The 22,082-nt window shown below is 61.0% G+C and carries 21 protein-coding genes and 1 pseudogene; 12 read left to right on the top strand and 10 right to left on the bottom strand.

The window, feature by feature from the left end; genetic code table 11:
- Positions 1–491 precede the first annotated feature (491 nt).
- The 3 genes from NKH90_RS31985 to NKH90_RS31975 are packed head-to-tail and all read right to left on the bottom strand — an operon-like array spanning position 492 to position 2,632.
- Positions 492–665, bottom strand: coding sequence for a hypothetical protein (locus NKH90_RS31985; protein WP_023675582.1), 174 nt, complete (start codon positions 663–665; stop codon positions 492–494).
- A 32-nt stretch (positions 666–697) separates the two neighbouring features.
- On the bottom strand, positions 698–1,825 hold the full coding sequence (locus NKH90_RS31980) for a WD40 repeat domain-containing protein (RefSeq protein WP_352823203.1): 1,128 nt from the start codon (positions 1,823–1,825) through the stop codon (positions 698–700).
- Positions 1,826–1,837: 12 nt separating this feature from the next.
- A complete protein-coding gene (locus tag NKH90_RS31975; RefSeq protein WP_352823201.1) occupies positions 1,838–2,632 on the bottom strand; it encodes a hypothetical protein in 795 nt (264 codons plus the stop codon).
- Between the two features lie 547 nt (positions 2,633–3,179).
- Between NKH90_RS31975 and NKH90_RS31970 the strand changes: the two genes are divergently transcribed.
- From NKH90_RS31970 to NKH90_RS31925, 10 genes are all read left to right on the top strand, one after another.
- Positions 3,180–4,853, top strand: coding sequence for an aromatic/alkene/methane monooxygenase hydroxylase/oxygenase subunit alpha (locus NKH90_RS31970; protein ID WP_502898894.1), 1,674 nt, complete (start codon positions 3,180–3,182; stop codon positions 4,851–4,853).
- 54 nt (positions 4,854–4,907) lie between these two features.
- On the top strand, positions 4,908–5,969 hold the full coding sequence (locus tag NKH90_RS31965; RefSeq protein ID WP_023675587.1) for an NADH:ubiquinone reductase (Na(+)-transporting) subunit F: 1,062 nt from the start codon (positions 4,908–4,910) through the stop codon (positions 5,967–5,969).
- A 47-nt stretch (positions 5,970–6,016) separates the two neighbouring features.
- Entirely contained in the window at positions 6,017–7,075 is a 1,059-nt protein-coding gene (locus NKH90_RS31960; protein WP_352823196.1) for an aromatic/alkene monooxygenase hydroxylase subunit beta, read from the top strand.
- A 16-nt stretch (positions 7,076–7,091) separates the two neighbouring features.
- Positions 7,092–7,463 (top strand): MmoB/DmpM family protein, encoded by a 372-nt coding sequence (locus tag NKH90_RS31955; protein WP_352823193.1) that lies wholly within the window; start codon positions 7,092–7,094, stop codon positions 7,461–7,463.
- 88 nt (positions 7,464–7,551) lie between these two features.
- Positions 7,552–8,628 carry an NAD(P)-dependent alcohol dehydrogenase gene (locus NKH90_RS31950; RefSeq protein ID WP_023675590.1) on the top strand — a complete coding sequence of 359 codons (1,077 nt, stop codon included), beginning with the start codon at positions 7,552–7,554 and terminating at the stop codon, positions 8,626–8,628.
- 41 nt (positions 8,629–8,669) lie between these two features.
- Positions 8,670–9,692, top strand: coding sequence for an amidohydrolase family protein (locus NKH90_RS31945; protein WP_352823190.1), 1,023 nt, complete (start codon positions 8,670–8,672; stop codon positions 9,690–9,692).
- 5 nt (positions 9,693–9,697) lie between these two features.
- Complete coding sequence (locus NKH90_RS31940) at positions 9,698–10,495, top strand: iron-sulfur cluster assembly protein (RefSeq protein WP_023675592.1); 798 nt, start codon at positions 9,698–9,700, stop codon at positions 10,493–10,495.
- Positions 10,496–10,571: 76 nt separating this feature from the next.
- Positions 10,572–12,203 carry a molecular chaperone GroEL gene (locus NKH90_RS31935; RefSeq protein ID WP_352823186.1) on the top strand — a complete coding sequence of 544 codons (1,632 nt, stop codon included), beginning with the start codon at positions 10,572–10,574 and terminating at the stop codon, positions 12,201–12,203.
- 47 nt (positions 12,204–12,250) lie between these two features.
- Positions 12,251–13,294, top strand: coding sequence for an NAD(P)-dependent alcohol dehydrogenase (locus tag NKH90_RS31930; RefSeq protein ID WP_352458624.1), 1,044 nt, complete (start codon positions 12,251–12,253; stop codon positions 13,292–13,294).
- A 188-nt stretch (positions 13,295–13,482) separates the two neighbouring features.
- Complete coding sequence (locus NKH90_RS31925; protein WP_023675595.1) at positions 13,483–13,980, top strand: DUF1097 domain-containing protein; 498 nt, start codon at positions 13,483–13,485, stop codon at positions 13,978–13,980.
- Between the two features lie 101 nt (positions 13,981–14,081).
- Here NKH90_RS31925 and NKH90_RS31920 read toward each other — a convergent pair whose 3' ends face one another.
- The 3 genes from NKH90_RS31920 to NKH90_RS31910 all read right to left on the bottom strand — a co-directional run bounded on the left by NKH90_RS31920 (position 14,082) and on the right by NKH90_RS31910 (position 17,235).
- Entirely contained in the window at positions 14,082–16,169 is a 2,088-nt protein-coding gene (locus NKH90_RS31920; RefSeq protein WP_352823181.1) for a sigma-54-dependent Fis family transcriptional regulator, read from the bottom strand.
- Between the two features lie 100 nt (positions 16,170–16,269).
- Entirely contained in the window at positions 16,270–16,743 is a 474-nt protein-coding gene (locus tag NKH90_RS31915; RefSeq protein WP_023675596.1) for a hypothetical protein, read from the bottom strand.
- A 186-nt stretch (positions 16,744–16,929) separates the two neighbouring features.
- Complete coding sequence (locus tag NKH90_RS31910) at positions 16,930–17,235, bottom strand: ribbon-helix-helix domain-containing protein (protein WP_023675597.1); 306 nt, start codon at positions 17,233–17,235, stop codon at positions 16,930–16,932.
- Between the two features lie 238 nt (positions 17,236–17,473).
- Here NKH90_RS31910 and NKH90_RS31905 point away from each other — a divergent pair, with 238 nt between their 5' ends.
- Entirely contained in the window at positions 17,474–17,869 is a 396-nt protein-coding gene (locus tag NKH90_RS31905) for a VOC family protein (protein ID WP_023675598.1), read from the top strand.
- A 99-nt stretch (positions 17,870–17,968) separates the two neighbouring features.
- Here NKH90_RS31905 and NKH90_RS31900 read toward each other — a convergent pair whose 3' ends face one another.
- The 4 genes from NKH90_RS31900 to NKH90_RS31885 are packed head-to-tail and all read right to left on the bottom strand — an operon-like array spanning position 17,969 to position 20,922.
- Entirely contained in the window at positions 17,969–18,838 is an 870-nt protein-coding gene (locus NKH90_RS31900; protein WP_352823177.1) for a LysR family transcriptional regulator, read from the bottom strand.
- 51 nt (positions 18,839–18,889) lie between these two features.
- Positions 18,890–19,555 carry an ATP-binding cassette domain-containing protein gene (locus NKH90_RS31895; protein WP_352719067.1) on the bottom strand — a complete coding sequence of 222 codons (666 nt, stop codon included), beginning with the start codon at positions 19,553–19,555 and terminating at the stop codon, positions 18,890–18,892.
- Positions 19,483–19,950: an ABC transporter permease gene (locus tag NKH90_RS31890; protein ID WP_352643662.1), complete on the bottom strand. Its 468-nt coding sequence runs from the start codon at positions 19,948–19,950 to the stop codon at positions 19,483–19,485. Before NKH90_RS31890 ends, NKH90_RS31895 begins: the two co-directional genes overlap by 73 nt.
- Positions 19,951–20,922 carry an oxygenase MpaB family protein gene (locus tag NKH90_RS31885; protein WP_352823174.1) on the bottom strand — a complete coding sequence of 324 codons (972 nt, stop codon included), beginning with the start codon at positions 20,920–20,922 and terminating at the stop codon, positions 19,951–19,953. It lies immediately after the preceding gene.
- A gap of 134 nt (positions 20,923–21,056) precedes the next feature.
- Between NKH90_RS31885 and NKH90_RS31880 the strand changes: the two are divergent.
- Positions 21,057–21,266: pseudogene (locus NKH90_RS31880) on the top strand (SDR family NAD(P)-dependent oxidoreductase); the annotation flags it as partial.
- Between the last annotated feature and the right edge of the window lie 816 nt (positions 21,267–22,082).

The following is a 22,082-nucleotide window of genomic DNA, read 5'->3' as shown; positions in this document are numbered from 1 at the left end:
CCTGATCAGACCAGATACCGTTCCCGATTCGAAGGCCATCCGTCGAAAGCTCCCGCGTCAACGTGCAGCGAAAATAGCGCTTACAGAGAAGATGCCTGAATAGTTCTTTCACTGCGGGCGGTGTCCCGAGCTCCGCAAGTGGCGGGCTGGTGCTGTACAGTCGCATAATATGCGGCGTGGAACTCAACAGAGGACCTGATCAGGTTCCTGATCCATCACAACTTGCACCCTGGCAAATCGAGGTAGAAATCATAAGAGGCGGACCGTGAGTGGGGGTCGTTAGCGAAAGAAGGACCAGATTTGCATGTTCAGGAGCGCCGGCCGGCGGCCGACACCTCCGAAGAAAGATCATTGAGACGACTTCGGGCAAGCCCGCGCAGGAGCCCGACCTCATCTGGCGCGCCAGCCGGCATCACCGAGAAGGGCAGGCGAATGGCGTCTCCAAACGGTTTGCCGCGCCTGCGTGAGTTCAATCCGTATGGATGCGAACCCTAGTTGGTCTTCAACTGGCCGACGCGGTTTTCCGCGATCCAGCGGGCGGCAAGCACCAGCGCGCCCATGCTGAAATCCTTGCCATGCTTGGCCACCATTTCTTCCGACAGCTTGGCCAGCCGTTCGAAAAATTCGTCCTTGCTCTCGTCCTCGGGGGTGGGTTCGGTCTCCATGTGATCCTCCTGTTTCATGTGGGCTGCGTCCGCTATTTGAACATCTGCGCGGGAAAGGTGACGATCGCGGCGGTGCCATCGACGGAACCCACCGCGAGGTGTCTGCCGTCGCCGGCCCAGGCAAGCGCGGTGACGGCGCTGCCCAAAGGCCTGATGAGGAGTTCGTCGCGCGCGCCGATCTGGGCGATGGTGATACGGCCGTTGGCGTAGCCCGCCGCAATCAGTTTCTTCTGCGGGTGCGCCGCCACCGCCTCGACAAGAACCAGCCCGGCGCGACCTGTCTCCAGCGCACCCGAGGTCTCGCCGCCAACAGGCGGGCCGGTCATCGACCAGCCGGCGATCCTGAACGCGCCGGACGCAAACAGCGCATGCGCCGGCTGGCTCCAGCACACGGTGCGGACCGGCGATGGAAACCCTGCGACGACGTCTGCTCTTCCATCAGCCAGACTAACCAGAGCAAAGCCGCCGGTTTCGAGCCCGCAGGCCAGCCAGGTCCCGTCTCTGCTCCAGCGGATCGACACCGGGCGCGCGGAAAGGGGGATGTCACGTATCAAGGCTGCGTCGCCTTCGACCGCCCAAATCGACAGCCCTTCGCCAAGGCCGCAGGCAAGTCGCCGCCCGCCCGGCGACAAGGCAAGGGCATCTGTCGACGATGTCACACCGCGTTCCAGCCGCGTGGCATTGCCTTGGCCGTGCGACAGGAAGACATCATGCCCGTTGCTGACAGCCGTCATGTCCACCTTGGCGCTGTGGTCGATGGCGACGACTAGTCCGTCGATCTTGAGCAGTGCGGCTGCGACGTCACCGCCGGCGCTCATGTGCAGTACTTCGCCGCTGGCCGCGCCGACGAGAAAGCCGGAATGCGCATAGGTGGCGAGCGGGACATCGCCGTCACCGAATGCCGCCGTGGCAATCAATGGCACTGGCGGCTTTTCCCTGGGGCGGATCGTCGTCTGGCCGAGATCGTTGCTCACCCTGATCCGCGCTTCCGGCGGCTCGTGATCCGCGACCGCGGCGATGGCGACGGTTCCGTCGACTGCGGTGAAAGCGACAGCCGAACCGTCGGCGCTGAAGCGCAGATCGGCGATCGCCGACGGCCGCTGCCAGCTGCGGGCCAGAAGGTCGAACAAGGTCAGGTTCTGCATCGTCTGCTGGTTCATGTTTCTCTCCCATCAGTCCTCGTTCGACGCTGCGGCAAGCTTACGGTCGACGTCCTCGACATCGCCCTCCGCAGCTATGATGCGATCCTCGCAAGCCGAGCACGCCTGCGCGATCACCGCCGCGTTCTGCCCTGCCTCATGCAAGTCCCGCACCAGTTGCTCGGTGGCGCCGCTTCTGCCGATTTCGAGTTCCAGGCGCAGCACGTCCATTTCGATGCCGGCGCGTTTCTGGTTGAGCCGCAGCGCTTCCGCGGTAAGCGCCGAGACGCTGGCGACGAGACGGAGCCGGCGAGCAAGCAGCGCGTCACGCCGGGCTGTGTGGGATCCTCCGGTCATTTTTCGCTCCCCAAAAGGCCCCTGCGGTTTCTCGAAAGCCGACAGCAATTTGGGCAATGTGCCGGCCTGCGACTGGAACTGTTTTTCGGCCGTTTCGATGTGGCTCTTGAGCTGGTCCCAGATGTCGACGCGGATCATCGATGTCGTGTCACCGGTCAGGCGCTCGATCTCTTCGATGCGGAACTGGCGCGTCAGCGAAACCCCGGAAAACACGAAGTCGCGCAGCAGGATCGCATGGCTTTCGATGAACAGATGGATCATCGGATGCGTCTTTGTGGTGACGCCGCCGCCGGCAAGCTCGGCCCTGATGAAGTCCTGGAAATGGTTCTGCAGGCGGTGTTGGCTCTCGCCCATGAAGCGCATGACGAAGACCAGGTCGCGCGGCATCAGCTTCACGAGATCGCCGCTGACGCCATCGGCATGGCTGGATATTGGCTCGGGCGGTTCCCTTCGGTCTCTATCGTTCGGCATGGTCTTTCTCCAGCGCTAGGCCTGTGCGTGGGCCATGACCAAATAGTAGAGATAGACGAAGAGTTAAACAGAAAATATGAGTGTTGGGATTTTCTGCAATTGCTAACTAAATATGCTGCGCGTGCGAATATACGGTAAATATTACAGGCGTAAGTTACAACTGTAAAAGAACGTTACAGTTGGCTGCCGGGTGCGCGCCGAAAGAGCGGCAATTTTGCTTTGAGCGCCAGCCATGGGACTGTTTCGAAACTGGCACGACGCTTGCACTGTTCATTCTCACAAGAAGCCCATCGCGCTTGACGCGGTGCCAAAAGAACGAAGGAACGGAGGAAGCAGAACCGCTTCGATACGCCCATCGCAGATGCGGTTGGCGCTGCGGCTCCCTGTCAGACGCCTCGAAACCTTTGCCCCGATCCACTTGAACGGCCGGACCTCGGGTCGCGCCTCGACGCGCAACGCTTTGTCATGCCGCTCGCACTCTCACTGGCGGTGCTTGCCGCTTCATGCCGGGGTCAAGGGACCTGCGGCTCAAACCTGGTGGAGGCTTATGACCATGACGTCTCTGACGCTCAACAAGATTACCTCGCAACGCGGAATCTCCGTCGGCGAGGCGACCAAGAAGATTGCCGATCTCGGCTGGAATCCGTCCTACGTGCAGGAAGCAATGACGTTTCCGACCGACTACAAGATCAACAAGACGCCGCGCGACCCGATGAAGCAGGTCCTGCGGTCCTACTTCCCGATGCAGGAAGAGAAGGACAACCGCGTCTATGGCGCGCTCGATGCCGCCTTGCGCGGCGACATGTTCCGCAATGTCGAGCCGCGCTGGGTCGAGTGGATGAAGCTCTTCCTGGCCATCATTCCCTTCCCGGAAATTTCGGCTGCCCGCTCGATGGCGATGGTCGCCCGCATCGCACCTGGCGAGGAACTCCGGACCGGTTTCACCATGCAGATGATCGACGAGTTCCGCCACTCGACCATCCAGATGAATCTGAAGAAATGGTACATGGAGAACTACATCGATCCGGCCGGCTTCGACATCACCGAAGAGGCCTTCGGAAAATGCTATGCCACCACCATCGGCCGGCAATTCGCGGAAGGCTTCATCACCGGCGACACCATGACCGCCGCTTGCATGTACCTGACCGTGGTCGCCGAGACCGCCTTCACCAACACGCTGTTCGTCGCCATGCCTTCGGAAGCCGCCCGCAACGGCGACTACGCGCTGCCGACCGTCTTCCTGTCGGTGCAGTCCGACGAGAGCCGGCATATCGGCAATGGCCACTCGCTGCTGATGGCAGCACTCAAGGAGCCGGAAAACCACCTCTTGCTGGAGCGCGACCTGCGTTACGCCTTCTGGCAGAACCATGCCATCGTCGATGCAGCAATCGGCACCTTCATCGAATACGGCACCACCAACCGCGACAAGAACAAGGAATCCTACGCGGAAATGTGGCACCGCTGGATCTATGAGGACTATTATCGCACCTACATGCTGCCGCTCGAGAAATACGGCATCAAGATCCATCACGACGACGTCCAGGCGGCCTGGGAACGCATCACCAAGAAGAACTATGTTCACAAGGTAGGACAGTTCTTCGCGGTCGGCTGGCCGGTCAATTTCTGGCGCATCGAAGCCCAGACCGACAAGGACTTCGAGTGGTTCGAGCATAAGTATCCAGGCTGGTACGCCGAGTTCGGCGACTTCTGGAAATGGTACGCCAAGCTCAGCCACAAGGGCGAGAAGGTGCTGCTGTTCAACAGCGACGTCGGCTACGTCTACCCGCACCGCTGCTGGTCCTGCCTCGTCCCTTGCCTGATCCGCGAGGACATGGTGGTCGGCGAGATCGACGGCCGGCTGCACACCTTCGCCCATGAGCTCGACAAGTGGACCGCAACGGTCGCCTTCGCCGACGAGTATCAGGGCCGTCCGACGCCGGCGATGGGCCGCTTCAGCGGCAAGCGCGAGTGGGAGACGCTCTATGACGGCTGGGATCTGGCCGATGCGATCAAGGACCTGAACTTCGTCCGTTCCGACGGCAAGACGCTGGTTCCGCAGCCGCATCTGCGCTTCGACGACAAGGAGATGTGGACGCTCGACGATGTGCGCGGCAACAAGCTCGGATCGCCGCTCAACGCGCTGCGTGCCATGTCGCCCGCGGACCGCGAGAAGCACCTGGCGGAATACGCCAAGGGCTTCACCATCACCCCCTGCAACTGATCAGGCCAAAGGGGGGCGGGTTGGTCCCGCCCCTTCCTTTCACTGGAGGTCCGTATGTCGGAAACCCACACGGTCAGGCTCAGCCCGGTTGGCGTCGAATTCGACGTCGAGCATGGCGAAACGGTGCTCAACGCCGCCTTCCGCCAGGGCATTGCGCTGCCGCACGGCTGCAAGGAAGGGCAATGTTCGGCCTGCAAAAGCGTGTTGCTCGAAGGCGAAGTCGACATGCTGAAATACTCGACCTTCGCGCTGAACGACATGGAGAAGGAGAGCGGGCACGTCCTGTTGTGCCGCTGCATCGCCTTCTCCGACCTGGAAGTCGAGCTTCTCAACTACGACGAGGAGATTTTGGCGAAAGCGATCGCCGTGAAGACGTACAAGGGCCGGATTGCTCGCATCGAGCACCTGACCCACGACATTCGCGGCATCGAGATCGAGCTCGGCTCCCCAATGAAGTTCTGGGCGGGGCAATATGTCGACATCACGGTTACCACGCAAAAAGGGGAGACGATTACGCGCTCGTTCTCCATGGCAAATACGCCGGACCAAACCGAAAAACTCTCCTTCATCATCAAAAAATACCCTGAGGGAAAGTTTTCCGGAGAACTCGATTCCGGAGGCATCGAAGCCGGAGCCGAAGTCACCGTCGTCGGACCCTACGGAACCTGTTTCCGCCGCGACGAACGGCAAGGACCCCTGATCCTGGTCGGCGCCGGCTCGGGCATGTCGCCGATCTGGTCGATCCTCAATGACCATTTGAAGAGCGGCGAGAAGCGTCCGGTCTATTTCTTCTACGGCGCCCGCACCCGCAATGACCTGTTCTATCTCGACAGGATCGCCGAGCTGGTCGGCAAACATTCCGACGTCACCTTCATTCCCGTGCTGTCGCACGCGAATGACGACGCCGAATGGCAGGGCGAACGTGGCTTCGTGCACCAGAGTGTCGACGCCGTGCTCAAGCAACTGGCGGTCGACGGGCAGGGCGATGTCCATGCCTGTGGCCCGCCGCCGATGATCGATGCGCTGCAGCCGGTGCTGTTCATGAACGGCTTCGAAACCGAGCGGATATTCTTCGACAAATTCACCACATCGGCGGGTGCAACGCCGGCCCATTGAGGGCGGCCGCGCCAAGCCAACCACAACTGCAACAAGGGAGAGAGACTATGCCTGCAACCTCGAGTTCAGTCGGATCCGGAGCCGCCGGCGCGGCGATCTTCGCCGACTCCGACAGCCGGAAATACCGGTATTTCGACCCGAAAGGCCAGCGAGCCACCCACTACGAGGACATGACGGTCGACGTTCAGCCCGACCCGGAACGCTACCTGATCCAGGACTGGATCATCTCGTTTGCCGACGGCAAGGGCGCCTATGTCAAGCAGAACACCGCCGCGCAGAGTTCCAACTGGCACGCCTTCCGCGCTCCCGACCAGGAGTGGGAGCGCACGCACTACCAGCGCCAGTCGAAGATCGAGACCATGGTGCAGAGCGTCATCAACAATGCGCGCAAGTCGGGCACCCCGAAGACCTTCGACAAGGCCTGGGTCAAGATCCTGCAGACACAGCTCGGCGCCTGGAAACACGCCGAATTCGGGCTCGGCACGTCGCTGATGCAGGCGCAGCGTTACGGCTACACACAGATGATCAACAACGCGACGCTGACCAACTCGTCCTACAAGCTGCGGCTTGCCCAGGACATCACGCTTTACCTCGCCGAGATCGGGATGGACCTCCCCGGCTGGGACGACGAGCTTGGCAAGAAGGCGTGGCTCGAGGACAAGAACTGGCAAGACACGCGCGAGGCGGTCGAGACCATCATGGGCGCGACCGACTATCTCGAGCAGTATTTCGCCATCAACATCATCTTCGAGCCGCTGGTCGGCGAAGTGTTTCGCTCCGGCTTCCTGATGCAGATCGCCGCCGCCAACCATGATTTCATCACGCCGGCGGTGATTTCGGCAGCCGAGGCCGACTACGAGCGCAACCTCGCCAACACGATCGACCTCATGCACCTGCTCGCCAATGACGAGAAGCATGGCGCGGCCAACAAGAAGCTCTTCCAGGGCTGGGTCAAGAAACATGGCGCGCTCGCCGACAAGGCAGCCATCGGCCTGCAGCCGATCTGGTCGATGCCGCATTCCAAGCCGGTCGCATTCGCGGATGTCCGTGCCAAATCCGAGGAACGGATTGGGCAGATACTCGGCGAACTTGGCCTCAAGCGCTGAAACAGGAGAAATCGTCATGTCACTAGCAGCACGCGACGCAACGCATTCCAACATCTTCAAGGCGATGAAGGACATCACCTTCGAGCAGACGATTTCGCACCAGTGCGGCGTCACCATGAACGACTCGGTCGAAGCCAGGGCCATCGCTGAATTCATGGGCTTGAAACCGAACGTATCCGTCACCTACCAACCGGCGATGATCCGCATCGACGGCACCGGCAAGCTGATCTTCAAGATGGACGAGGTCAGCGAATATCTCGGCCGCGAGATGACGGCGGAAACCTTCGAGGTCAACAGCTCCACCCACTACGGCCGCATGGTTCGCGTCGACGACAACACCGTGATCCTGTTCGGCAACATGGACGAGATGTTCGAATACATCGAATAGCCAGCGAAATGAGTGCCGGAAAGGCAGGTATTTTTCCGGCACTCCACGCAAGTCGACTGAAAACTGCCGGACTGTAGAGGAAATACGAATGTCTTCGAAAATGAAAGCTGCTGTGTTTGTCGAGAAAGGCCGCATTGTCCTTGAGGACAAGCCAATTCCCGATATCGGGCCTCAAGATGCGCTTATTCGCGTAACCACCACGACCATTTGCGGGACCGACGTCCATATCCTCAAGGGCGAATATCCGGTCGTCAAAGGCCTCACAATTGGTCACGAGCCGGTTGGCATCATCGAGAAGCTCGGATCAAGCGTCAGCGGCTTCAAGGAGGGCCAGCGTGTCATCGCTGGCGCGATCACCCCTTCCGGCTGGAGCCATGCCTGCCTGTGCGGATGTGGTTCTCAGGATGGCGCCGGCACCAAGCACGGCTGGCAGGCGATCGGCGGCTGGAAGTTCGGCAATACCATTGACGGCTGCCAGGCCGAATATGTCCGCGTGCCGGACGCAATGGCCAATCTTGCGCCGGTTGACGACGGCGTCACCGACGAGCAGGTGCTGATGTGCCCGGATATCATGTCGACCGGCTTCGCCGGCGCCGAAACCGGGGGCATCCGGATTGGCGACACCGTTGCGGTATTTGCCCAAGGACCGATCGGTCTCTGCGCCACCGCCGGCGCAAAGCTCATGGGCGCAACGACGATCATAGCCGTCGACACTGTGCCGGCTCGCCTGGAGATGGCCCGCCGGATGGGCGCTGACATCGTCGTCGACTTCAAGAAGGAGAATCCCGTCGACGCCATCATGAGGTTGACGGACGGGCGCGGTGTCGACGTCGCGATCGAGGCATTGGGCACTCAGGCAACGTTCGAGGCCGCTCTGCGTGTTTTGCGTCCGGGCGGCGTGCTGTCCAGTCTCGGCGTCTACTCCTCCGATCTCAAGATTCCGCTCGATGCATTTGCCGCGGGCCTGGGCGACAAATCCATCCGAACGTCCCTTTGCCCCGGAGGCAAGGAGCGGATGCGCAGAATGCTGGGAGTGATCTCGGCAGGCCGGGTCGATCTCGGCGGCCTGGTCACGCACCGCTTCAAACTCGACCAGATCGAGGACGCTTATGAGCTGTTCGCAAACCAGCGCGACGGCGTCCTCAAGGTCGCAATCACAATCTGATCCGCAGCCATTCAAAGCAACGCATTCGCGTGGAGGAAAAAATGTACAGAACACCGGAAGGCAAGGACATTTTCGTGGTCGACGGCCACACCCATTTCTGGGACGGCAGCCCGGAAAACCAGAAGAACATCCACGGCAAGCAGTTCATCGAGTGCTTCTATGCCTATCACACTGGCTTGAGCCCGAAGGACCACCTGTGGGAGAAGAGCAAGTTCGAGAAATACAGCGCCGACGATCTCTATCGCGACCTGTTCATTGACGGTCCCGACGATGTGGCGATCGTGCAATCGACCTATCTCAAGGACTTCTACAAGAACGGCTTCAACACGATCGAGCGCAACGCCGAGGTGGCCAAGCGCTATCCCGAGCGTTTCATAGTCAACGGCGCCTTCGATCCGCGCGACGGCGAGAAGGCACTTGAGTACATCCACTTCCTCAAGGAGACCTACAACGTCAAGGGCGTGAAGATGTACACGGCCGAATGGAACGGCGCTTCCAAGGGCTGGAAGCTCACCGATCCCGATGCCTACAAGTGCTTCGAACTCTGCGACAAGCTCGGCATCAAGAACATCCACGTGCACAAGGGTCCGACGATCATCCCACTCAGCAAGGACGCCTTCGACGTGCATGACGTCGACCACGCGGCGACGGATTTCCAGAACCTCAACTGGATTGTCGAGCATTGCGGCCTGCCGCGCCTCGACGATTTCTGCTGGATCGCGACGCAGGAAACCAACGTCTATGGCGGGCTAGCGGTGGCGCTGCCCTTCATCCATTCCCGTCCGCGCTATTTCGGCGAGGTCATCGCCGAACTGCTGTTCTGGATCGGGCCGGAGAAAATCCTGTTTGGTTCCGACTACGCGATCTGGACGCCGCGCTGGCTAGTCGAGAAATTCTGGGCCTACCAGATCCCAGAGGACATCGCCGCAGAACGTGGTGTGCAGCTGACCGACGAGATCAAGGAGAAGATCCTCGGCCTCAATGCGGCGCGTCTCTACAACATCGACGTGGAAGCCAAGAAGAAGGCGCTTGCCAGCTCGCCCTTCAGCATCGCGGCGGAGTAGGAGCCATGGCAACCGCCAGCGTTTCCGGCGGCCGCGAGAAGGAACTCTGGCGGCGCCTTGGTGAGGTCAACGACCCGGAACTCGACGAACCTGTCACCGAGATGGGCTTCGTCGAGCGGGCCGCGGTGACGGGCGATGGCAGCGTAGAGATCGACTTCCGCCTGCCGACCTACTGGTGTTCGCCCAACTTCGCGTTCCTGATGCTGGACGGCGTCCGCAAGGCGCTCGACCAGCTCTCCTGGAAGCCGGCCTATCGCGTCAAGCTGCACGACCACATGTTCGCGGAAGAGGTCAATCGCGGCATGGCAGAGGGCAAGGCCTTCGGCGACATCTTCGCTGTGCTTGCCGAGGATCAGGATCTTGGCGCCTTGCGTGAGACCTTCAGGATGAAGGCATTCAAGCGGCGCCAGGAGGCGGTCCTGCGCGGCCTGCGGCAGCACGGCCTGACCGATCGCGAAATCCTCGGCATGGACCTGCCGGCCTACGACGTCGCGCGGTTCGAACCGGGTGAGGCGGCCCAACAGCAGCCGAGGTACCGGGCGGCTCTGCTTGAGCGTTTTCCCGACCGCCGGGCCGACGATCCTGTGTTCGTGACCTGGGAAGGGCAGAAAATCCCACCGGCCGCACTCAGTGCCCACCTCGCCGAACTGCGCGGTGTGCGCATCAACATGGAGTTCAACGGCGCGCTGTGCCGGGGGCTCAAGCAGACCAGATACAAGGAACTGGATGTGATCGACGGCGAACCGACGCTGGTCGATTTCATTCTGGATCGCGTGCCGGCCGGAACGGCGCCGACTGCCTGAAGCAGAACTGACACAACGGCCTCCCTTGCACGAGGCCCCTAACCAACAACCCGCCCGTAAGGCGGAAGGAGGAATCATGCCCAAGATAATGCTTCACAACTCCGAAGCCCGCCGTGCTCTTGCCCGCGGTGTCTTCCGGCTGGCTGCGGCCGTCGAGCCGACGCTCGGCCCCAAAGGCATGAACGCCATGATCGACCGACCGATCGGCACGCCGATGGTGACCCGCGACGGTGTCAGCATCGCCTCCGAGATCGAGTTGCACGACCGTTTCGAAAATATGGGCGCGCAAGTCGTGCGCGAAGTGTCGATGCAGACCAACGAGGTCGCCGGCGATGGCACCACGACGGCGATCGTGCTCGCCAACGCGCTCATCCAGGGTGGCGTCGAGGCGAATGAGCGCGGCGCCAAATCCGTCGATCTCTGCAAGGGCATCGACCTTGCGGTGGCGGCGGTGGTGGCCGCGCTCAAGGCGTCGGCCAAGCCGGCCAAGGGCAACGGCATCTTGGCTTCGGTCGCCAACATCGCGGCGACCAACAGCAAGCTTGGCGCGCTGGTGGCGGAAGCCCATCAGCGGGTAGGCGCCGAAGGCGTCATCACCACCGACTTCAGCGTCACCACCGAGACCACGCTCGACGTCGTCGAGGGCATGTCCTTCGAACGTGGCTATCTCTCCCATCACATGGTGACCGATCAGGAGAAGATGGAGGCCGTGCTCGAGCGGCCCTACATCTTGATGACCGACCTCAAGATCAAGGAGCCCGGGCAACTCGATGCGGTTCGCCGCATTGCCGACGGGGCCGGCCGCCCGCTGCTGATTGTGTCCGAGGAAATGTCGCCGGAAGTGGTGGTGACGCTGCTCGGCAAGCAGGGGCCAGGACGATATCTCGTCGTCCATCCGCCGGAATATGGCCACTGGCGCAAGGCGATGATGGAGGATCTGGCCATCATCACCGGCGGCAAGGTGATCGCGCGCGATCTCGGTGGCCGGGTGGAGGATATCACCGCCGAGGATCTCGGCACGGCCGACCGGGTGAAGACCAGTTCGTCCTACACCTCGATCATTCGTGGCGGCGGCGACCATGCGGCAATCGCCTCGCGCCGTGCCCAGGTGCAGCGGCAGTATGAAGCCGCGCCGCCGAACATCGACCAGGACAAGCTGCGCGAACGCCTGGCCAAGCTCTCCGGCGGAACGGCGATCCTTTATGCCGGCGGCGTCACGCCGGTCGAGCAGAAGCGGACCATCCAGCTGATCGAGGATTCCTTGAATGCGGTTCGGGCCGCATCCGAAGAGGGCGTGGTCGCCGGCGGCGGCTCGGCGCTCGCCCAGATCGCGCCGCTGCTCGACAAGATGGCGGCCGGCGTCGACGGCGATGTCGCCGAGGGCGTGCGCCTGGTGCGGTCGGTTTTGTCGCGGCCGCTGTGGCGCATCGCCGCCAATGCCGGTGCCGATCCTGACGCCGTGGTAGTCGAGGTCACCCGCATCAATGGCGGCTATGGCTACAACGCATCGACCGGCGCGTACCAGAACATGTTCGAGGCAGGCATCATCGATCCGGTCCGCGTCACCTACACCGCCCTCGCCAACGCAGCTTCCGTGGCAACGCTGATCCTGACCACCGAAACGCTGATTGGCGATCTCGCCGAGGATGAGGATCCGACGGCCGGACCGGCCCGTGGCGGCGGCTCGGAAAAGCTCGGCCGCGCCTGAAGCGACAAATTCCAACGGAACGATTTCGACGTTGAAAGGATACGACGATGAAAGCTGCCAGACTGTACGAATACGATCCCAAGATGAACGTCCTGCTCAAGATCGAGGAGGTCAAGGCACCGACGATCACTGCTCCCGACGAGGTGATCGTGCGGGTGGGTGCCGCCGGCCTCTGCCGCACCGACCTGCACATCATCGAGGGTGTGTGGAAGCCGACCATGGATCCCGAAGGCACGCTGCTGCCTTACATCATGGGCCATGAAAATGCCGGCTGGGTCGAGGAGGTCGGCAGCGGCGTCCGCTCGGTCAAGCGCGGCGACGCCGTGATCTGCCATCCCTTCCGCTCATGCGGCATCTGCCTCAACTGCCGCCATGGCGAGGACATGTATTGCGACAACGGCCAGTTCCCCGGCCTCGGCATGAATGGCGGCTTCGCCGAATACTTCATCACCAGCGAGCGATCGCTGATCAAGCTCAATGCCAACATCACGCCGATCGAAGTGGCGCCGCTGGCGGACGCCGGCATCACCGCCTACCGCGCCGCCAAGCGGGCCGCCAAACTGCTCCGCCCAGGCAGCTATTGCGTGCTGCTCGGCATAGGCGGGCTTGGCCACATCGCGCTGCAATCGCTGCACGCGATTTCGGGCTGTCGCATCATCGCCGTCGATCGCGAGCCGGCGGCGCGGGTACTGGCAAAGGACCTTGGCGCCGATTTCATCCTCGATGGTGGGCCGAATGTCGTCGAGGAAGTCGCCCAGATCACCGGTGGCGGCGCCCATGTGGTGATCGACTTCGTCGGTGAACTCGGTGTCGAGAACATCTGCTGGAAGATGGTGCGCAAGGGTGGGCAATTGTTCGTCGTCGGCTATGGCGGCAACATCAACGTGCCGACCGCGCATCTCGTTATCGAGGAGATCAATATCGGCGGCAGCCTGGTCGGCAATTTCACCGAGCTTGTCGAACTGATGGAGCTCAACGCCGACGGCAAGGTGAAGATGCACTACACCGAGTATAACCTCGCAAGCATCAACACCGCGCTCGACGATTTCAAGAACCGGCGGTTCACCGGACGCGGCGTCATCGTCCCCTGAAACATTTGGACCGAACGTGGCGCGGAACGGCTACCGCGTCCGGTTCGATCTGACTGCTTGCCTGACCCGGCAAGCCTTCCTTCTGAGCTCCGTGGCTGATGCCATGGCATTTCCGTATCGGGACGTCAGCGAAGCGCGATCCTGAAACGAGTTTCCTTGCTTCGTGGTGTGGAAAACGGGAGGACAACATGGATCTTGTTACAGGGCTGGCCGTCGTCATCGGCATTATGGGTGGCATTGCAACGTGGGCAGTGATCACGATCGGCAACCCCTATCTGCTGATCTGGGCGGTATTTGTGGGCTGGGGGAGTTTCTATCACTGTGGCGGCAAGGCAGCCGGGTTCAAGAATTCGGCGGTTGCAAACCTCTGGGGAGCGATCTGCGCCGCCGGCGCATTGATAGCACTGACGTCCATTGGTGTTACGGCGATCATGGCCGGCATTTGCGTCGGCATTTCAATCATAGTCCTGATTCTCGCCGCCAAGCTGCCTTTGCTGAGCGCCATTCCGTCAGCGGTCTATGGCTACGCAACAACCGCCGCGCTTTTTCTGCTTGCCGCCGCCGCTTACGGCGAAGGCGCCAGCGGCATCACCAAGGTCGCGGCCGCTGCGGTGATCTCGCTGATCATCGGCAACATCCTCGGCTATGTCTCAGAGAAAGTGACCGGTGCTGTCGTAAAGGCCTGATCATTTCCGCGTCCGCTGCCTGAAGGCAAGCTAGTCGACCAACTTCCCCCAGCCCCGCGGCGCGAATGCCGCGGGTTTTGTGCCGGTGAACGGACCTGGGTCTAGATGAAACCGCGCCGGATGCCGTATTGTCCGAGCTTGCGATAGAGCGTCGGCCGCGAAATACCGAGCCTCAGCGCGACCTTGCTGAGATTGCCACCCTCTGCGGCGAGCGCGTTCTTGATGACCTGGCATTCTGCATCCTCGAATGTGCACACCGGTGCTTCGAGCATGTCTGCGGGATGATCGCCGTGCATGGTCATATTGTTGCGATTGCCCGTACTGATTTCCCCGGGAAGATCCTGAAGCTCAACGGTGCCGCCGCGCGCCAAGATGTGCAGCCGCCCAATGAGGTTCTTCAGTTCGCGCACATTGCCCGGCCAATGGTAGGCGAGCAGGGCCTCGAGCGCTTCGTGCGAGAATTCAAGCGGGTCCTCGCCTGCTGTGGCGGCGATCTGCCGGTTGAAATGTTCGATCAGCAGCAGCACATCCTCACCGCGCTCGCGCAGCGGCGGGACCGTGATCGAGACCGCACCAATTCGATAATAGAGATCGCGCCGGAAGCGGCCGGCGGCAACTTCCTGCTTGAGATCGCGATTGGTCGAGGCGACCATGCGCACATCCACTGGGCGACCCCGGCTGTCGCCAATGCGGTTGACCACGCGCTCTTCCAGGACGCGCAGCAGAAACGGCTGGATCTCGAGTGGCAATTCGCCGATCTCGTCGAGACTGAGGACGCCGCCGTTGGCGAGCTCGAAAACACCTGGCTTGCCGTCCCGCGAGGCGCCGGTAAAGGCGCCGGCGACATGGCCGAACAATTCGCTGCCAAAAAGATCCTTGGTGATCGCCCCGCAATTCATCGCGATGAACGGATCGTTCGCCGCGCGCCGGCTGCCTGCATGGACGAGCCGGGCAAACAGCTCCTTTCCAACTCCCGTCTCACCTTCGACCAATAACGAAGCCGCGCTGTTCGATTGAGCGACACGACAGGCGATTTCAACGGCGGCCAGCAGCGCCTCACTCTTGCCAACGATCATGGCGACAGCATCCTGAAGGTGCTTGCTCGCTTCCCTACGGACCACCGTCACGCTGGAGACTGTCGGCACGGACGGGAACACCAGTGCCGCGCCGCGGAGATCGCCGTCGAGCTTGAGTGGCGTGATGTGGCAGGATCGCAGATGTGCCGGCAGCGCCTTGGTGAGGTCGGCGTCCGACCCGGACGACGGAAGGTTCATCAGCCAACGGCCACGACCAGGTTCCATCGGACCGTCCATCATTTCTGTGGTCTCGCCGTCGGGCACATTGTTGCAGAAGATGGCGCGGCCGCGATGGTCGACGATCACCAGCCCGTCTTTTCGGCGGTAGCTGGGAGCCGAGGAAATGAAGGCTTCGAGCAGGCGCGTGCGCTGTTCCTGCTGCTGTTCGGCCAAGGCCTTTTCGATTTGCCGGGCTGTGGCGGCAACGAGCGCGGTGTTGTGCGGCCGGAAGATCGGCGAATAGCCTGACAGGTCGACGACGCCGATGATCTTGCCGTCGAGCGGATCGCGGATCGGCGCGCCAGCGCAAGTCCAGGATTTGATGCCGGCGCAGAAATGCTCGGCCGCATGGACGAAAGTCGGCTCTCCGGTCCACAGCGCCGTGCCGATGCCGTTGGTTCCGACGGCATCCTCGTTCCATTTGCCGCCGATGGCGAGGTGGATATCCATGCCGTCATGCAGCGTCTTCTTGTCGCCGATGGCGTCGATCAGCACGCCGTCGCTGTCGGCCAGAACCAGCATCGCGCCCGTCCCATCCAGCAGCTGGCCAAGGGAGGCGAACGACCGCCGCGCCGCCGAAAGCAGTTCGGCATTGGCGCGGGTCAGATATTCGATCTCGTCGCGATCACTGCTCAGCGGCGCTTCAATACCTTGAGCGTTGATGCCGCCGGTGGCGCTGCGATACCAGGAATCGTGAATGAGAGAGCGGACGTGGTTGGGGTGGATTGGACCGCGGGCACATTTGGGCTTGTCGGCCAGAAAAGTTTCCCAGGCGCGCATGGTAGCGCGCTCGTCATAGTCGATGTTGCTCAGAACCATTTGCCCGGCGGCCAGCGACGCACGCGCCGGAACAGCATCGATCTTCATCTGATTGGGGCCTATCTCGCGTTTCATTCAGCCATCACAGAACCTTTTGAGGTATGCCATTTCTGTATGCTGTCGCGTTCGTATGCTGACGCGGATTGGACGTGCACAAGCACAGGCGTCTGCACGGTCAGTCGATGCCGAGTTTCGCGCCGATGTCGGCGGCAAGCTGTTCTTCGGTGTAGGTGGCGGCAAGGCGGGACCCGTCCAGGTCGGCAAGCGCCTCGGCGACGGTTTCGTCGACCGGCGAGAAAAAGCCATTCTGCTTCGTTGCCAGGACGAAGATCTGTTCCCCACTCCGATTGCGGATATCACCGATATGATGAAGTTGGCGGCCTGTGTTCTGATCTTTCGAGACCACGCGGCCGTTCATGGTGACCTGGATGGACGGCCTGGCTTCGGGCACAGGCACCGCGCCGCCACCAACATGGATGATCAGGCCTTCCGCCTTCGGTTGCTGGCGTGGTTTCCTGGAAGCCGAATAGCCGCCGCCGCTGATCTGGTCGGCAAGGCGAACGATGGTCGAACGGTTCTGCTCGATCAGTCTTTTGACTTGTACGTCCTCGCGCCGCGGGCCATCCCGCTTGGAGATAATCTCGACCATGAATCCTCCCAGATTCGCTCAGCATTGCCGTTGATACGGCTCATTTCTTCTTTTGTGGTGAACTCTACACCGCCTCGGTGAAGTTCGCCATTCATATCACATAGCGCCAAAATTCGGGTCGCTGGTAGCAGGCGGCTGCTACACGGGATTTCCGGTACCCCGACGTTTTGAATAAATGCCCGCGGGTCAGGCTGCCTTGTTCGTGAATTCCGAGGGTTCGCTGTCGAGTGGTTGCCTGTCGCGCAGATAGAGCGCGCACGTGGTGCGCAGCATGGAGGCAAAGTTCGGGATATGCCCGTTGATCTCCAGTGCTTCATCGTAAAGCGTCGAGAGGAATTTCGGCGCCGTCATCCCCTGTCCATGGGCGATCTCGTCCAACAGCGTCCAAAAAGTGGCCTCAAGCTGGATGCTCGTTGAATGGCCACCTATTCGAATGGAGCGATTGACCAGCCGATACCCTTCCGGATCCTGCCCGGCAAAGACCTTACACATGCGAAGACCTCCCGTTTGATGGCTTTGTGCGAAAGCGCGGTCTCTGCGCGCATCCGCCGGGATGATACCAACCCGACGCGCATTTTCTGCTCAATTTGCAGTGACTACAATCGGACCTTAGTGCGTAGACCAGCTTTAAGCCAATTTCTCGACGTGGTAACCGGCTGCCACCCCTTTTTGCAACCAATGGGCCACGGTAGGCGCGTTACCGAGACCACGCGGCAGACTGGAGGCTCCTTTGGCGAAAGCAATTCATTCCATGATCCGGGTGGTGGACGAGAGCCTGTCGGTCAGTTTCTACAGAAGGGCATTCGGATTCGATGTTGCGGACCGATTGGATTTCGTCACGTTCACACTGGTTTATCTTCACAATGCGGAAGCCGATTTCGAGCTTGAACTGACGATCAACAAGGGCAGGGAAGAGCCTTACGCGCTTGGTGACGGCTATGGCCACATGGCTCTTTGCGTCGACGATATCGAGACAGAACACAAGCGCTTGGCGGCGGCAGGTTTCAATCCGCGAAAAATTGTCGAGTTCAACCACGAAGGCGAGCTGCTTGCGCGGTTCTTTTTCGTGAGCGACCCCGACGGTTACCAGATCGAAGTGCTGCAGCGCCACGGCCGCTACCAATAGGGCGTTGCGCGCCGCATGTGGCAGTGCAATCTGACTTGGCTGTCGGCCAGGGCATGAGTGCCAGCGTGCGGCTCCACTGGCGGCCGATCTGCCTGAGGCTTACCGGATCGGCGTCTCGCCGCGAAACAGCGGCTGGTGCGCCCGCATCAAGGCGGCAATCCGGTCGGCGACTTTCCGTACCGGCGGGGAGTGACGTTCCTCGTGATGGGTGACGATCCATTGGTCGGTTTCAAGTTCGGGGATAGGCTGAGCAACGCGAACCAGCCGCGGATCGCCGTCACCGACGAAGCACGGAAAGACCGAAAGGCCGGCGCCGGCGGCCACCAGTTCGCGCACCGAATGGGTGTTGTTGCCGCGTACGGCGATGCGGTCGCCGTGATGGGCTTGCAGCCAGCGCGCCGAGGCAATGTTTGCGCCTTCGCCGGTGACGCCGACGAACAATCCGGCGGCGATGCCATTGATCAGGTGACGTCCGGAATAAATGGCGTGGGCGACCTTGCCGCTCTGACGGCCGGCCAGCCACTGCTCGGTCGGGCGCTCGCTGCGGATGCCGATGTCGGCGGCACGGCGGCCGATGTCGACCCGGTCGGTGGTGGTGACAAGCTCTACCCTTATGCCGTCATCGACCGTCCAGATATCGCCGATATGGGCGGAAACGAAGGCCGAGGTCCATGGCCCGGCCGAGACGCGGACAATGCGGTCGGGCAGGTTTCCCTCGCGCCAGCGGGTCAGCGACTGCATTGCCGCCTCGACGTCTTCGGCGCGCCGCAGCAGTTCCTCGCCGACCGGGGTCAGCCGGTAGCCGGTCTGCTGGCGCACGAACAGAGGTTCGCCGATCTGCTTTTCGAGCGCGGTGACGCGTCGTCCAAGGGTGGCTGCGCTGAGGCGCGTGGTTCCCGTCGCTGCGCTCAAGCCACCCAGCCGCGCAACGTCGAGAAACAACCTCAGATCGTCCCAGCCGATATCCATTTTGCAGAAATGAAAAACTCCTTGCGACCGTGGCTGTAGCGCGTGAGGAGCTCAGGCGGCCTCAGACCTGTGGATCAGATTCATGATGCCCTCGCTCATGCCGGCATAGGATCCGTCATTGATTAACTGGCCCTGAAGCCGGTAGTCGTTCATGACCAGAATCCTGTCAGCGAGCAGGATCATTTCGGGCATGTCGCTCGTGATCAGCAAAATGGCAGTGCCGTTGTCGGCGAGTTCGCGCAGCAAATCGTGCAGGTAAGCCTTGGTCTTGATGTCGATGCCGACTGACGGCTCGTCAACCAGCAAGATTTTGACGCCTGCCGCCAGCCATTTGGCGACGCTGATTTTCTGCTGATTGCCACCCGAAAGGTTGGCCACCGTCTGCGCGAGGCTGGGTGTTTTCACCTCAAGCTTCTCGATGTATGGCGTTACCTTGTGTCGCACGAGGCGGTCGGTGAGAAATCCGAGAAGTGCCGAAAGGGGGCGCCACACTGCAATTCCAGCATTTGACAGCACCGAATGCATCAAGACCAGACCTTCGCCCTTTCGATCTTCGCTGACGTATCCCACACGATGCGTGTGGATGGCTTCGCCGACCGACCTGATCTTAACCGGCTTCCCGTCGATCTCGACGGTACCAGCCGTCAGCGGAAACTGACCCAGGATGCATTTTGCAAGCTCGGTCCTTCCGGCGCCCACGAGGCCATAGAGGCCCACAGGAGGAGCGGAGAGAAAAAACCCAACAGCTTGAGGCGTCCGAACGCTGCAAAGACGGGTGGCAGAGCGCGATAGGATTCTGCACGCGTCAGGAAAATCATTACGCCGAAGAAAATGCTCATTGTCGCGAGCGTGATGATGAAGCTGTGCAATCCTGTGTGAACGGAAGTCCATCCGTTGATAAAGCCCAGCAAGGCGCCAAGGGCCACGGCTGAGAGAATTGCGAGTGGCCATGGAAGCCCGACCACCTCAATGAGATAGCCGCAAGTCATTGCGGCACAAACGCCGATCGCCCCTACAGCAAGGTTCAATCCCCCAGTTATAACGACGACCATCATGGCCAAGCCGATCATGATGTTGACGGCTGCGACGTCTGCACGACGCGTGCCTGACATTTAGTCAAGGAACGAACACTGTCCGGTTCTGTGTAGGTTTTCGGATGCCGTTCGGCGATAGAGATAGCTCTCGGAAAGGCCGAGGCGGCGGCACGACTGGACGGCTGGTGATGAATGAAGCACGGTGCTGTCGCAGATTGCAGCCGTCGTCTTCACAACAGCACGCTCCCACGGCTTCAAGGTCCAGCGGTCGCCGAGTTCCAACCGCTTGCGGACCCATTGGGGTAGGATCTCGACGGCCGCCTTCAGAAGCGGCCGCTGAAGGGGTCGAGCAACTCCCGGCAAGGCGGGAACTTCTTCCATGATCTCCAGGAACTCCGACACGATCGGCGACGCGACGAGTCTTTGCCTCATCACGTCGAACAGCGCGTAAAGCTCGGCCTGAGACGTGGGCGCGCCGACCGCACCATAGAGAAGCGCCACGGGGCGAGCCTCAGCAAACATCGCGTCCCGTTCGAAAAAATGCAGACGATGCACATAGGTGTGATAGGCCTCCATGAAACCAAACTCGGCCGTCGCTTGCACCCAGTCCAGCAGCTCCGGGTCGGTGGCGTGGTATGGCTCGCCTTCGCTGGTTCGACCCGAAACGCGCCCATGCATCCTGACCACATCTTCAATCATGGCCTTAGCCTTGGATCGGGGGCCGTAGACCGTGACCAAAGCAGCGAGGCCCGTACGCTGCAATCGTCGGAGCGCGAGGGAGCGGAAGCTGCTGTGCTGCCAAATGGCGTCGCGAACCCGCGGCTCTGCCAATTCGAGCAGCACCGCCGTTACCCCGCCGATGAACACCGCAACAGGGTTCTTAAAAATGCGCCAGGACACCGAGTTGGGTGGTAACAGCGCCGGCTCGCCTTCCGGAGTCGAGAAGTCCATCTGAGATCCGAGCCGCTGGCGCATGAACGACTGGGCAAGAGTGTCCACACGACGCTCAAGCGGGCGAGGCAGAGAAATGATGCCCGAGTTGCGAAACATGGTACGCCTCGAACTACTGAGAATAGCAAGCGTTAGACCTGTGGCTGGCGGATGCAATATGCACGAACGTCTTTGGTCTTCCCGTCGTTCCAAATCATCCTCGCGCGAAGCCGATGAACCCTGCTTGATCTGCCCTGTTGCCGATGATGATGGAGCAAGGCTCGGGCGTGGTCATCCATGTCACCTCGATCCAGCGCGAGCTTCCGCTCCCGGCATCAACTACCGGGCCGCAGCGAAGGCGGCGCTTTCGACTTGCAGCAAGAGCCTTTTCCAAGGAGGTCACGCCAAAGGGGATCCGTGTGGTGCGGGTCTCGCCCGGATGGATCGAAAAGGAGCCCTGCATTTGCGGCATCCAAGCCCGGCGCCGCAAATCCAGTCCCGAACAACCTGAACTGGCGTGCGCCCCTGTTGGGCACTCTGCGAGTCCATCTGGATCAATCGTTGTCGTCCCGTGCGGACTATGTCGCGTCAAAGTTATGAGTGACGACGGTCCGAGCCGGAAATCGCTACGGAACCGCAGCTTTGGGTCAGCTCTCTGAATGGCCGCAACTGGTGAAAGCACGACAACGCTGAATGTCGTTTCGGTTCCTCGTAAGAAGGGCCACTTACCTAGTGGCTAGGTCCGTATCGTGCGATACGGACTGAGATACAAATCGCTATGGAATTCTAGAAAAATCCTTCAAAATCAACTCGCGAGGCGGTGCAGCGTTGCATCTCGTGAGACTCGTGTTCAACTATAATAGATTGAGATCATTCGGTCATTATTTTGCAGGTGCGGAACATCTCTCAAATGCGGATGGAGATACTGGTTCGAGTCTGAATGCTGCGGCTTCTCATTGGCGCCACGGGCTTTTTCCGGGGACTATTGGCGGATGGCGAACGAGATCGGTGCCCTCTGTTTGTTCATCGGGGTAGGAGCGGCCGCACTCCTTTGAATTCATCAGTGTTGCGGTGGCAGCGAGCGCGGCAGGGTCAATGCCGTGTTCGCTCCGGCAGGAAAGGGGCCACTCCGTGCTAGTTGTCCATGTCATGGGTTTACCGAAAGAAACTTTTCTCTCTCGAACGGCGAATGACAGCTTTGCGCCTAATGCACGAACCCGCTTCGCGGGAGGGGCGCCTCGTTCTGAGATGGCGCGACTGCCATTTTGACTTGAGCGGGT

The sequence above is a fragment of the Mesorhizobium sp. M0898 genome (assembly GCF_040319695.1).
Classification (GTDB): Bacteria; Pseudomonadota; Alphaproteobacteria; order Rhizobiales; family Rhizobiaceae; genus Mesorhizobium.
The sequence above is the reverse complement of the archived record's forward strand: the minus strand, read 5'-3'. Positions and strand labels throughout refer to the sequence as shown.

Bases quoted from the DNA above. Each gene is read 5' to 3' on its own strand.
- NKH90_RS31985 (WP_023675582.1), bottom strand. From the start codon at position 665: ATGGAGACCGAACCCACCCCCGAGGACGAGAGCAAGGACGAATTTTTC.
- NKH90_RS31980 (WP_352823203.1), bottom strand. From the start codon at position 1,825: ATGAACCAGCAGACGATGCAGAACCTGACCTTGTTCGACCTTCTGGCC.
- NKH90_RS31975 (WP_352823201.1), bottom strand. From the start codon at position 2,632: ATGCCGAACGATAGAGACCGAAGGGAACCGCCCGAGCCAATATCCAGC.
- NKH90_RS31970 (WP_502898894.1), top strand. From the start codon at position 3,180: ATGACCATGACGTCTCTGACGCTCAACAAGATTACCTCGCAACGCGGA.
- NKH90_RS31965 (WP_023675587.1), top strand. From the start codon at position 4,908: ATGTCGGAAACCCACACGGTCAGGCTCAGCCCGGTTGGCGTCGAATTC.
- NKH90_RS31960 (WP_352823196.1), top strand. From the start codon at position 6,017: ATGCCTGCAACCTCGAGTTCAGTCGGATCCGGAGCCGCCGGCGCGGCG.
- NKH90_RS31955 (WP_352823193.1), top strand. From the start codon at position 7,092: ATGTCACTAGCAGCACGCGACGCAACGCATTCCAACATCTTCAAGGCG.
- NKH90_RS31950 (WP_023675590.1), top strand. From the start codon at position 7,552: ATGTCTTCGAAAATGAAAGCTGCTGTGTTTGTCGAGAAAGGCCGCATT.
- NKH90_RS31945 (WP_352823190.1), top strand. From the start codon at position 8,670: ATGTACAGAACACCGGAAGGCAAGGACATTTTCGTGGTCGACGGCCAC.
- NKH90_RS31940 (WP_023675592.1), top strand. From the start codon at position 9,698: ATGGCAACCGCCAGCGTTTCCGGCGGCCGCGAGAAGGAACTCTGGCGG.
- NKH90_RS31935 (WP_352823186.1), top strand. From the start codon at position 10,572: ATGCCCAAGATAATGCTTCACAACTCCGAAGCCCGCCGTGCTCTTGCC.
- NKH90_RS31930 (WP_352458624.1), top strand. From the start codon at position 12,251: ATGAAAGCTGCCAGACTGTACGAATACGATCCCAAGATGAACGTCCTG.
- NKH90_RS31925 (WP_023675595.1), top strand. From the start codon at position 13,483: ATGGATCTTGTTACAGGGCTGGCCGTCGTCATCGGCATTATGGGTGGC.
- NKH90_RS31920 (WP_352823181.1), bottom strand. From the start codon at position 16,169: ATGAAACGCGAGATAGGCCCCAATCAGATGAAGATCGATGCTGTTCCG.
- NKH90_RS31915 (WP_023675596.1), bottom strand. From the start codon at position 16,743: ATGGTCGAGATTATCTCCAAGCGGGATGGCCCGCGGCGCGAGGACGTA.
- NKH90_RS31910 (WP_023675597.1), bottom strand. From the start codon at position 17,235: ATGTGTAAGGTCTTTGCCGGGCAGGATCCGGAAGGGTATCGGCTGGTC.
- NKH90_RS31900 (WP_352823177.1), bottom strand. From the start codon at position 18,838: ATGGATATCGGCTGGGACGATCTGAGGTTGTTTCTCGACGTTGCGCGG.
- NKH90_RS31890 (WP_352643662.1), bottom strand. From the start codon at position 19,950: ATGTCAGGCACGCGTCGTGCAGACGTCGCAGCCGTCAACATCATGATC.
- NKH90_RS31885 (WP_352823174.1), bottom strand. From the start codon at position 20,922: ATGTTTCGCAACTCGGGCATCATTTCTCTGCCTCGCCCGCTTGAGCGT.